Source organism: Roseibium porphyridii, from assembly GCF_026191725.2.
GTDB lineage: Bacteria > Pseudomonadota > Alphaproteobacteria > Rhizobiales > Stappiaceae > Roseibium > Roseibium porphyridii.
Genome location: NZ_CP120863.1, coordinates 1,109,799 through 1,121,624, shown reverse-complemented (window position 1 = coordinate 1,121,624; position 11,826 = coordinate 1,109,799). Strand labels below are relative to the sequence as shown.

Sequence of the window (11,826 nt, the reverse complement as noted above, 5' to 3'; positions counted from 1 at the left end):
AAGCAAACAGACATAGGATCTCCCGTCGTCGGACAGACCGACACTGACAATGGAGATCCGGGATTTGGCTAAGGATTCCGTCCCTTCGCCGGCATGACCCGGATCAGGTTCTAAGGGTTCGGCAACTTGCCATCTCAGTTCCGCAACACGGAACACCCCTCGGACCGAGACGGACCATGCCTAACCTTTTGGAAAAAGGCAAGACATGGAACGATCTGTTTTTGAAATTTCGGAAAAGCCCTGGCTGTTAGCCCGCTTGCCAGGATGAAATCGCCTTTTCAACGGCATCTTCACCAGCAGCACCTTTTTCGAGTGTCAGGATACCGCGCTTGCCGTTTTCATACAGCATCGGAATATCGATCCAGCCCCTCTCCCTAAGAAGAGCCATATTGCGTTGCTGCTCATTGGGCAGGCTCGAAAGTGCAATCCAGAAGAAACCGGGAGACACTTTCACCGACGCACCGATCAGCGCATCGCCCCGGGCTTCTTCAGTCGGTTTCATCACAAGACCTGGGACGTTGACGACATCTCCAGAGGCAAAGTTTTCCGGAAACTCGTATTTGATCTCAACAAGGTGACTTGCCGGAAGTGAGGTGTCGTCATTGGGCTTGATACGAATATCGACCTTGACGTCGCGTTCGGGAATTTCGATTTCAGCGCTCAGCACCGCCTGCGACCTGCCATCGAGATTGGTTTCCTCTTCGATGTTCCAGACAACCGCTCCCTGTGCGGCTGTTCCGGAGCCACCGGTGTCTTCGCCTTCTTCGTAGAGAATGGAGCGCTGTATGCCGTTGTCCTGGCTTACAGGTGAGTCAGTGGTCGCCGGTGTTTCAGGTGCAACAGCCACAAGGTTGTCATCAGCCGGGGCCGGCGGCGTGGCTTCGATACCCGGAACCGGAGCAGCATCGGCTGCCGGTGGTGTCGGAGCCGGTTCGCTTTCAATACTGGTCACGATCGACGGCTGCGAGGGCGTTGGAGCCGGCTCGTCAGCCTGCGGCGTGATTGTTGTGGTGGTAACGGTTCTGGCGTCCGGAGCTACCACATCTCCATCGCTGACACCCTCGCCGCCATCCAGCAACCTGTCTGAGATTTTTGAGGAATCGCTGTCGTCCGTTGGCACTTCGCTTGTGGGAACCTGGGTGTCCGTGCTCGGCGGCACAACAGCTGCGCTCGAGGTGTCTTCCGTTTGACTTGCGACACGTTCTTCTGAGTTCTGTCCGCCGATCGAGAGCAGGAAATAGGCACCTGCACCAACAACAGCAAGCGCCAAGACTGCTGCGATTGCGATTGGCAACCAACGCTTTCCCGCACTGTCGCCGCGCAAAGCGTCGGAAGCCTTCGGGCGGTCCTTGCGTGATCGCTTGGCCTTCTTAGTCGGCTCTTCCTTTGCAGCCGGCGCAGGTTCGTCGGCATAAAGCCCTGCGTCCGCCGCCAATCCCGGTTCGCCAGCCTGCTCCGCAGCTACAGGGTCCGCATTAGCAGTTTGAGGTGCCGGAGCATCAAATGCCGGTTCTTTGCGTTCTGGAACCGGGTCGGATGCGGCCTGCTCGGCAGCTACCGGATCAACGGCTTCCTTCGCCTGCTGCACGGCCTGGCTCGTGGCCACTCCAAGACCTTCGGCTTCCGTGAGGGTCTCTTTCAATGGCGAAGGTGTGTCTTCCATCGCGGGAGCTGGCGCATCGGGCTCAACCCTCGGCGGATCCTGAGACGCCTGAACTGGTGCCTCTGCCATTGGCTCCGGTGCTGGCTCTGATGCCTTTGGCGCAGCTTCGCCACCCGCAGCTCCAGTCGGACTGAGACCAAGACTTTCACGAGCCGCTTCGGCTTCAACCTTGCGAATAGCTTCTTCAAGACGAAGTTGCTCAGCCGTTATCTCGGAGGGTGCAAGCGGCGGTTCGTACGCTTTCAACTGGTTGACGATGGCGTTGCGGGCACGGCTGTAGACGCTTCGGCGCGCAGCACCGTTGTTCTCGGGCAAAGACGCGATCGTTTTCTTCAATATCGAATAGTAATCAGCCATCTTCCTGCCTACCGGCCGACTGCAGGGATTCGTCTGCTGGCCTGAGTGTCGGATCTTTCTCAGGCTTATAGCAAGTTTTTGAAGCCAAGGGACAATCTTCGCACGCTAAGCTTCAACCGAATTCCCTACAATACCTTTTCTACCACTGTCTAAGTTCATGGGACACGCTAGCCTGTCCCATGACGGGGCGCACTGTTTGTTCTGATTCGCAATACGCCACTATCTCGTTCAATAATGTGTTTTTCCAGACACAGATCTCAATCCTGGAAAGGATTCTGCACAAGAATTGTGTCATCCCGCTCAGGGCTGGTGGAAAGAAGCGCCACAGGCGCACCAATCAATTCCTCTACATGACGCACATATTTGACGGCCTGCGCCGGCAAATCCGCCCAACTGCGAGCCCCTTCGGTGGATTCTTTCCATCCCGGCAGTGATTCGTAGATCGGGACAACCCGCTCCTGAGCACCTTGCGAAGCAGGCAGGTAGTCGATCCGTTCGCCGTCAAGTTCGTAGCCGATGCAAATCTTGATTTCATCAAGACCGTCGAGAACGTCGAGCTTCGTCAATGCAATGCCATTGATGCCCGATGTGCAAACAGTCTGGCGCACAAGAACTGCATCAAACCAGCCGCACCGCCGGCGCCGGCCTGTCACGGTTCCGAATTCATGTCCGCGCGTTCCAAGAAATTCGCCGACCTCATTTTCCTGTTCGGTCGGGAACGGACCTTCACCGACCCGGGTCGTATAAGCCTTGGTGATGCCAAGTACATAGTCAACGGAGCCTGGGCCAAGCCCGCAGCCCGTTGCCGCCTGACCGGCCACGGTATTGGAAGACGTGACAAACGGATAGGTACCGTGATCGATGTCGAGCAATGCTCCTTGCGCTCCTTCAAACAGGATGCGCTTGCCCTGGCGGCGCTGTTCGTCCAACAGGTACCAGACCTTGTCCATATAGGGCAGCACCTTGTCGGCAACACTCGCCAATTCGTCGTAGATGGCCTGAGCGGAAACTTCCTCTTGCCCCAGGCCACGCCTCAGCGCGTTGTGGTGCGTCAACAGGCGATCGATTTTGGCCGGTAGCGTCGTCAGGTTCTTCAGATCCATCAACCGGATTGCGCGCCGTCCGACTTTGTCTTCATAGGCAGGACCTATGCCACGCTTGGTGGTGCCGATACGCGTACCGGTGTTTGAGTTTTCACGCAGGGCGTCGAGCTCTCGGTGAAGAGACAGAATCAGGGTCGCGTTTTCGGCAACGCGCAGGCTTTGAGGCGTAACGACAACACCCTGCGCGCTCAATCGTTCGACCTCTTCAGCAAGCGCATGCGGGTCCAGAACAACGCCATTTCCAATGACGGACAACTTACCTTCGCGCGCCACACCGGAGGGCAGAAGAGACAGCTTGTAACTGACACCGTCGATAACCAGCGTATGCCCGGCATTGTGTCCGCCCTGGAACCTTACGATGACATCGGCTTGTTCCGACAACCAGTCGACAATCTTGCCTTTGCCTTCGTCTCCCCACTGCGAACCGACAACAACCACATTCGCCATTTAGTTTCTGCTCTCCTGAAGCGTCTTCGCACGGAACCGCCTGAATTGCGCTGCGCAACACGGGTCGGTATGTGCCAACATGACAAACCCCGGCAACCGGACCGGGGCAAACGGCGCGGACTATAGACAGGTTTCCAAGCTCTTGCGAGTCTTCGAACCGAAATAAATCATACGGTCCGCGTGGTTTTCAGCTACGTGGCATATAGGATCTTTCAGGGCGACAATTAGGCAGACCCGGAGCCATCCGGTGATTGCTTGTCGGAGGTCTCTTCCCCGTCTCCCCCGGCAAGACGATAGATCATCGGAGATGTCCTGAGCAGCCAGACAAAACGTTCCCGCTCGTCGGCCGGAATTGCTTGCCGGCTGAACATCCTGAAGATGACAAAAAGCACCAAAGCCAGATGCAGGGTCGCCGTATAGACGAAGAACGCTGCGGGACCGAACATGCCCATCAACAATGAGGCGATGAACGGACCAAGCACCGCACCGCAGCCAAATGACAATGTCAGTCCGGCAGCAATGTCGACAAACTGTCCGGGTTTTGCGTGGTCATTCGCATGTGCGGCTGCAAGCGAATAAAGTGGCAGGGCAAATCCGCCAAAAAGAAAAACCCCCAGGAACAAATCGGTTTGACTGGACGTTCCCGAAATGAAGAGACAAGCAAGACCAGCTGCAATCGTGAAGCCGATGAGAACCCATCTTCGATCGACCCTGTCGGACATCCATCCGGCCGGATACTGAAACAAGGCTCCTGCAAAGACCCATAGAGCGATGAAGATCGCGACGGTTTCCAGGCCAAGGCCAATCGATTCAGCGTAAACCGGTCCGACCATACGAAATGCACCATTCGTCAGACCGATCGTGAATATTCCGACCATCGCAACAGGAGACACCCGCCATAGCGCCAGGGGGTTGACGATTTTGGCAGGTGGTGCGGCCGGATTGCTTTCACGCGTCAAGGCAACAGGAACAAGAGCAAAAGCAAACAACATCGCCAAAACGATCAGGATATCGCTGCCGGTTGCTCCAAAGATCGGCAGCATGAATTGGCCGCCCATGACGGCTGCGAGATCAACAATCCTGTAAACTGAAAGAATGCGCCCTCTCGACGCATTGGATGCAATGGAATTCAACCAACTTTCCAGCACCATAGCCGTCCCGCAAAAAGCAGCACCGCTGACAAAACGCGCAATCATCCAGGGCCAACCGGCAGGTGCAAAGGCAATAGCAAGAATGGCAATCGCACTGATGGCCGCCAGTGCGGCAAACACACGAATATGTCCTGCTCGGGCGATCAGGAACGGTGCCAAAATTACCCCGCAGATCAAACCTGCGTAGTAAAGAGAACCGAGCAAACCGATGCTGGCATCGGAAACCCCTTCGACACGTGCCCGAACCGCGATCATGGTCATTGCCAGACCGTTTGCTCCCAAAAGGCAGGCAGCGGCAATCAACAGCGGCGATATGCGCCCTGCGAGTGGCCTTTCCTCCCCGGTGGTCGAACCCTGTATCATTGTTCGCTTTCTTTACTTCCTTTTTCGCAAATCGGTTTTCGGGTGTCGGCAAGTCTCACAGCATGGTAGGCGAGAGACATCACTCCAGATCAACGAGAAATGTCAATGTCGCTTCGAAACTGGGTTCTGCTGTTTGTTCTCGGCGCTATTTGGGGCGGTTCTTTTCTCTTTGCCAAGGTCGCAGTTGCTGAAATTCCGCCATTCACACTGGTCTTTTTCCGAGTTTCGATCGCCTGCGCCGTTCTTCTCCTCGTCCTCTGGCAACAAGGGCTGATCAAGCGTCTGGAATGGCGGCTTGCCCTGCCGTTTCTGATAATGGGCTTTCTCAACAACGCCGTTCCGTTTTCCCTGTTGTTTCTCGGTCAAACGGAAATCGGCGCGGGGTTGGCATCAATTCTGAATGCGACAACACCAGTCTTTACCGTAGTCGTTGCAAGCTTGATCGTGAAGCAGGAACCACTTCAGGTAAATCGCGTTGCAGGCGTTGTGCTGGGCGTTGTTGGCGTGGCAGTCATGTTGTCGAGCAGCCTCACAGGTCTTGCCAGCGATCCGCTCTGGGCGCAGCTTTGCTGCCTCGGCGCAGCAGTTTCCTATGCCTTTGCCGCAACATTTGCGAAACGCTTCAAGGATGTCCCGCCACAGGTCGCAGCAACCGGACAGCTTATCGGATCAAGTGTGCTGATGTTACCGGTTGCGATCCTGACAAGCGCAGGCTGGTCAATTGGCGACCCTGGCATGACCGCATGGCTCAACGTGTTGGCTCTCGGCATTCTTGCGACCGCCTTCGCCTATCTGATCTATTTTCAATTGCTGGCAAACGCCGGCGCTACAAACGCTTCGCTCGTAACGCTGATTGTACCAGCGAGCGCACTCTTCTTTGGCTGGCTCATTCTGGGTGAAAATCTGAGCGCACTTCAACTCAGCGGATTCGGCGTGCTGCTGATCGGACTAGTCGTCCTTGATGGCAGAGTGATGCGCGGCAAACAGGCAGAGACCGTTTAAAGTGGAGGCGCTGCGCTGCCAACGCCTCCGGTAGCATTATTGAAATTCCAGCGCTTTAACCTGTTTCACATGTGAGACGGCCTCCAGGCGAGACATCACATCCTCAGGCACTCTTCCATCCACTTCGACGAGACAAATGGCATCGTCGCCTGGCGCGAGGCGGCCCAAATTGAACGTCGCGATATTGACGCCATTGTTGCCAAGTTCCATGCCAAGATGGCCAATGAAGCCAGGCTTGTCTTCGTTGGTGATGTAGAGCATATGCTGGCCAAGTTCAGCCTCCATATTGATGCCCTTCACCTGAATGATCCGAGGTTTGCCATCGGCGAACACCGTACCGGCAACCGACCTCTCCTGTCTTTCCGTGATCACCGTCAACCTGATGTAGGTTTCGTAAGCGCCCTGTTTTTCGCGGCGGATTTCCTCAACCTTGACACCACGTTCCTTCGCCAGAATTGGCGCGGATACCATATTGACGGTCTGAAGAAGCGGCGTCAGCAAACCGGTAATCGCAGCCGCTGTCAGCGCTTGGACATTCATTTCCGAAACGGCACCTGCATATTCCAGTTTGACGCCCTGGATCGCGGTTTCCGTCAACTGACCGGCGAAAGAGCCAAGTTGCTCGGCAAGCCGAACAAATGGCGCGAGCTTGGGTGCTTCTTCCGCGGAAATTGAAGGCATGTTGAGCGCATTACGCACCGCGCCATGCAGAAGGTAATCGCACATCTGTTCAGCGACTTGCAGCGCGACATTCTCCTGTGCTTCCGACGTTGACGCACCAAGATGCGGTGTCGAGACAAAGTTGGATGTCCCAAAGAGGATGTTTTCCTTGGCCGGCTCTTCAACAAATACGTCAAAAGCCGCGCCACCGAGTTTCCCCTCATCAAGCGCTGCCTTAACGGCTTTTTCGTCTGCCAGCCCCCCGCGCGCACAGTTGATGAGGTAAGCCCCCTTTTTCATCTTCGCGATGGCATCGGCATTGATGATGTTTCGTGTCTTGTCGGTAAGAGGGGTATGCAAGGTGATAAAGTCCGCGCGTTCAAGCAACTCGTTCAATTCGACCTTTTCGACACCAAGCGACATCGCCCGCTCAGGTGTCAGGAAAGGGTCATAAGCAAGAACGCGCATCTTCAGACCTATGGCGCGATCTGCGACGATAGAGCCAATATTTCCGCAGCCAACCAGCCCAAGCGTCTTGTCTGTAATTTCCCGCCCCATGAAACGGGATTTTTCCCACTTGCCCGATTGCGTTGATGCATCAGCTGCCGGAATTTGCCGCGCGACCGCCATCATCATTGAGATGGCATGTTCTGCAGTGGTGATCGCATTGCCGAACGGTGTGTTCATGACAATGATGCCACGCGCGGTCGCTTTGGGAATATCGACATTGTCAACGCCGATACCTGCCCGGCCAATCACCTTAAGATTATCGGCTGCTGCAATGATCTTTTCAGTGACTTTCGTGGCAGAACGAATGGCCAGTCCATCATACTGGCCGATGATTTCGAGGAGTTTTTCCTTGTTCTTGCCAACATCAGGCAGGAAATCGGCGTCAATGCCGCGATCCTTGAAAATCTGAACTGCTGCGGGCGAAAGCTTGTCGGAAATCAATACCTTGGGTGCCATTAAAGCATCTCCTTCAATAAATACTGTGTCCGGGCAGAAACCCGCCCGGGAATGTCACTGTGTTTTTGAGAAATGCTCAGGCGGCCTGAGGAAGTTTGCCTTTTTCGAGCGCAAACGCCCAATCAAGCCACACCGTCAGGGCCTGCAAGTCAGCTGTTTCAACTGTTGCCCCCGCCCAAATTCTGAGACCGGAAGGCGCATCGCGATAGGCACCAATATCGAAGGCAACACCTTCGGCATCGAGCGTAGAAACAATCGCCTTGGCAAATGCTGTCTGCTGATCGTCCGGCAAAGCCAGAACATTCGCATCCGTCACCTTCAGACACACGGACGTATTCGATCTTGTTGCGGAATCTTCAGCAAGAAAGTCAACCCACGCGGTTTTTTCGACCCAGTCGGCGAGAACTTTGAGATTGGCATCGGCACGAGCGCAAAGACCCGACAGACCACCAAGTCCGTCTGCCCATTTCAACGCATCGAGATAGTCCTCAACGCACAGCATGGAAGGCGTGTTGATGGTCTCGCCCTTGAAAATGCCTTCAATCAGTTTACCGCCTTTGGTCAGGCGGAAGATCTTCGGCAGCGGCCATGCAGGTGTATAGCTCTCGAGGCGTTCCACGGCTCTCGGGCTGAGGATCAGCACCCCGTGCGCAGCTTCACCGCCAAGCACTTTCTGCCAGGAAAACGTGACGACATCGAGCTTGTCAAAAGGAAGCGCTTGCGCAAAGGCAGCAGATGTCGCGTCGCAAATCGTCAGACCAGCGCGGTCATCCGCGATCCAGTTGCCGTCGGGAACCCGGACACCGGACGTCGTGCCATTCCAGGTAAAGACGACATCATTGTTAAAATCGACGTCGCCCAGATCGGGCAAGGCACCATATGGTGCTTTCAAAATCCTGGCGTTGTCCAGCTTGAGCTGTTTGACCACATCGGTCACCCAACCGGCACCAAAGCTTTCCCAGGCCAGCAAATCGACGCCGCGCGCGCCGAGAAGCGACCAGAGCGCCATTTCAACCGCGCCTGTATCGGAAGCCGGCACAATGCCGATGCGGTAGTCGTCGGGAACATTCAGGGTCTTGCGCGTCAGGTCGATTGCTTCAGCGAGTTTCGCTTTTCCAGGTTTGGCCCGGTGAGACCGTCCAAGCGGTGCATCGGCCAGTTGATCAAGAGACCAGCCGGGGCGCTTGGAGCAAGGACCTGACGAAAAATTGGGATTGGCCGGACGCACGTCCGGCTTGGCAGTGAGTACAGTCATATCTGTCTACCCTCGCAGATAGTTGCCCCTCGTTGGGGAGGGGTGGCCCACCTACGGGGATAAGGTGTTCCTGACGCTCGGTCAACGGAAAATGGGAATATTGCGGCAGCGTGAGCACTTCAAATGAAACCGCCCCTTGCTTGCTGACACCGGACAATAAACAAATTCTGAGGCCTGGGAATTCCTGAATAGAGTTTATGCTTCGCTTGAAAAAGTTAACGGTCGACTGGGCGACCCGTTTGATTTGGAGGTCGCAAAAGAAAAGGCCGGTCAAGTGACCGGCCTTTCGGAATAAAGTTTGATGTGCCAATCAGAAATTGCTGCTGATCGGTCCTTGCGGCTCATAGTAAACCGGTCCGGCTGGCGCTGCGCCGCCACCGAAAGTGTAGCGCACCCCGAGACGGATCTCATGAGCCGTCAAATCGTCCCACTCAACTCGGGTTTCGCCCGTGCCTGCATTGTGCAACTTAACTGTTTTGGCATCGCCCAGATCGCGATACTGATACCCAGCATCGATCGCCCAGTTGTCAGTTACCGCATACGAAGCACCAGCCATCAGAGCCCAGGCAAGGTTCCATTCACTGTGCTTGCCGTCATAATCAAAACGACCCGAACCGCCCGGATTAACCGAATAGGTGTTGTTGGTTGTCACGTAAGCTGCACCGATACCGGCACCAACATAGGGTGTAATCCGGTTCCAGGTCCCGAGATCGACATACCCGTTCAACATGACGGTCCAGACGTCGATATCTGTATATTCTTCCGAGAACCCGCCGGTACAGGTGCCGCAAACTGCATAGCCCTTGACCTGGGCCGGTGTTTCATAGTCGATCGTGACATCGGTACGCAGGTACCTGTTCCATTTGTAACCGGCACCTACGCCAATCATCCAGGCGCTGTCCATGGACTCGCGCTCGAAGCGCAGGTCGCCAATAACCGGATCGTTGAAACTCCCGGTCGGATCATTATAGATCTTTTACCCAATATCACCACGCAGATAAAAACCGCCAACAGCCGGCGCCGGTGCTGCGGGAATATGTTCGATGACCGGGGTTGGCAAATCCGCAGCGTAGCCCGCGGAGGAAAGCACAACAGCAAATCCGGCCAAAGACAAACGCTTGAAGAAATTGTCCATGTCCTAGTCCTCTTCCATTGAGCGCCCGCTTCAACATTGCCGGACACATCAAACTCTTGAGGATAGTGACGGGAATTCATTAATTGTGACTTAACTCTGTTCTTTAACCGCGTTTTTTTACCTTAAGGAAACCTTAACAAGAAAAGCACTGATTAACTCTCATAAAAAAAGCCGCCCAAGTTGGGCGGCCTGAATACAAAAACCTAAGTGAAGATAGTCTTCAGGCAGCAGCTGAAGCAACCACGCCTGCAATGTCATTGACCACCTGGTTCACAAGATCAGCATCATCCCCTTCCGCCATCACCCTGATCAAGGGCTCTGTACCGGACGCACGAATGACAAGACGACCGGTATTTCCAAGTCTTGCCTCGCCATCCTCAATCGCCGTTTTGACCAGGTCTTGTTCCAGAGGGGTGCCACCTTTGTAGCGGACATTCTTGAGGATCTGAGGCACTGGTTCGAACCGTCGGCAAACTTCCGAAACCGGCTTGTTCTGATCCTTGACACAGGCCAACACTTGCAGTGCAGCGATCAGACCGTCCCCTGTTGTGGCGAAGTCGGAAAGGACGATATGACCGGATTGCTCTCCGCCGACATTGTAACCATTGGCGCGCATGTGTTCGACCACGTAACGATCGCCCACCTTTGTCCGCGCAAGCCCCAAACCAAGATCTTGAAGGTAACGTTCAAGCCCAAGGTTGGACATGACGGTTGCCACGATCCCGGGCGCTGAGAGCCGGTTGTTGGCCTGCCAGGACTGAGCCACCAGAGCCATGAGCTGGTCGCCATCAACGACGGTCCCGGTTTCATCGACAATAATCACGCGATCCGCATCGCCGTCGAGCGCAATACCGATATCCGCCCGCACTTCGTGAACTTTGCGCGAAAGTGCTTGCGGTGACGTGGAACCGCAATCCTGATTGATGTTAAAGCCGTCCGGCGAAACACCCATGGAAATGACATCCGCACCCAGCTCCCACAAAGCCTCCGGCGCCACTTTGTAAGCGGCCCCGTTTGCACAATCGATCACAACCCGAAGACCTTCGAGATTCATGTCTTTGGGCAAAGTGCGTTTTGCAAACTCGATATAGCGTTGCTGCGCGCCGTCAATTCGTTTGGCCCGGCCAAGATCGCGCATGCCGGCAAGGCGAGAGGTCAGGTCGCTTTCGACAAGAGCCTCGATTTCCTTCTCTATTGCATCACTCAGCTTGAAGCCGTCCGGACCAAAGAACTTGATACCGTTGTCCTGGAAGGGATTGTGCGAGGCAGAAATCATGACCCCAAGGTCTGTTCTGAGGGACCTCGTCAGCATCGCCACCGATGGGGTCGGCATTGGGCCAAGCAGAAAGACATCCATGCCAACAGAAGTAAATCCGGCAACAAGTGCATATTCGATCATGTATCCGGAAAGGCGGGTGTCTTTACCGATCACAACGCGATGCCGATGACCGCCGTTTCTGAAAACGAGACCAGCGGCCATGCCGACTTTCAAGGCCATCTCTGCGGTCATGGGATAACAATTGGCCTGGCCGCGAATACCATCGGTGCCAAAGAATTTACGCATCTATCATGCCTGTCTGACTATTTGTTTGGCGTTCCTTGTAACGCAATGAGGAACGGCTGCGTTTCAAAATATGTGAGCAATTGTTACTATTCACTAACAAGTCCTCCAAACACCCAAATGAAAAATGCCCGGCAATGCCGGGCACTCTCAACTTTTGATC

The 11,826-nt window shown here is 55.0% G+C and carries 9 protein-coding genes and 1 riboswitch; of the genes, 1 reads left to right on the top strand and 8 read right to left on the bottom strand.

Annotated elements, in window-relative coordinates:
• Positions 1–63 precede the first annotated feature (63 nt).
• Positions 64–170, bottom strand: a riboswitch (TPP riboswitch).
• 77 nt (positions 171–247) lie between these two features.
• The 3 genes from K1718_RS05330 to K1718_RS05320 form a co-directional block, all read right to left on the bottom strand.
• Positions 248–2,020, bottom strand: coding sequence for a hypothetical protein (locus K1718_RS05330; RefSeq protein WP_265682848.1), 1,773 nt, complete (start codon positions 2,018–2,020; stop codon positions 248–250).
• A gap of 257 nt (positions 2,021–2,277) precedes the next feature.
• On the bottom strand, positions 2,278–3,570 hold the full coding sequence (locus tag K1718_RS05325; protein WP_152499948.1) for an adenylosuccinate synthase: 1,293 nt from the start codon (positions 3,568–3,570) through the stop codon (positions 2,278–2,280).
• A gap of 224 nt (positions 3,571–3,794) precedes the next feature.
• The gene (locus tag K1718_RS05320) at positions 3,795–5,084 is read right to left on the bottom strand and encodes an MFS transporter (protein ID WP_265682847.1); all 1,290 of its coding nucleotides are present in this window, start codon (positions 5,082–5,084) and stop codon (positions 3,795–3,797) included.
• A gap of 105 nt (positions 5,085–5,189) precedes the next feature.
• On the opposite strand from K1718_RS05320, the gene K1718_RS05315 reads away from it, so the two are divergent.
• Positions 5,190–6,086: a DMT family transporter gene (locus K1718_RS05315; protein WP_265682844.1), complete on the top strand. Its 897-nt coding sequence runs from the start codon at positions 5,190–5,192 to the stop codon at positions 6,084–6,086.
• A gap of 36 nt (positions 6,087–6,122) precedes the next feature.
• Here K1718_RS05315 and serA read toward each other — a convergent pair whose 3' ends face one another.
• The 5 genes from serA to glmM all read right to left on the bottom strand — a co-directional run bounded on the left by serA (position 6,123) and on the right by glmM (position 11,666).
• Entirely contained in the window at positions 6,123–7,712 is a 1,590-nt protein-coding gene (gene serA / locus K1718_RS05310; RefSeq protein ID WP_265682843.1) for a phosphoglycerate dehydrogenase, read from the bottom strand.
• Positions 7,713–7,788: 76 nt separating this feature from the next.
• Positions 7,789–8,967 carry a phosphoserine transaminase gene (locus tag K1718_RS05305; RefSeq protein ID WP_265682842.1) on the bottom strand — a complete coding sequence of 393 codons (1,179 nt, stop codon included), beginning with the start codon at positions 8,965–8,967 and terminating at the stop codon, positions 7,789–7,791.
• Between the two features lie 310 nt (positions 8,968–9,277).
• Entirely contained in the window at positions 9,278–9,871 is a 594-nt protein-coding gene (locus K1718_RS05300; RefSeq protein WP_265682839.1) for an outer membrane protein, read from the bottom strand.
• A gap of 72 nt (positions 9,872–9,943) precedes the next feature.
• Positions 9,944–10,102 (bottom strand): hypothetical protein, encoded by a 159-nt coding sequence (locus K1718_RS05295; protein WP_265682837.1) that lies wholly within the window; start codon positions 10,100–10,102, stop codon positions 9,944–9,946.
• Between the two features lie 220 nt (positions 10,103–10,322).
• The gene (gene glmM / locus K1718_RS05290; RefSeq protein WP_152499929.1) at positions 10,323–11,666 is read right to left on the bottom strand and encodes a phosphoglucosamine mutase; all 1,344 of its coding nucleotides are present in this window, start codon (positions 11,664–11,666) and stop codon (positions 10,323–10,325) included.
• Positions 11,667–11,826: the final 160 nt, after the last annotated feature.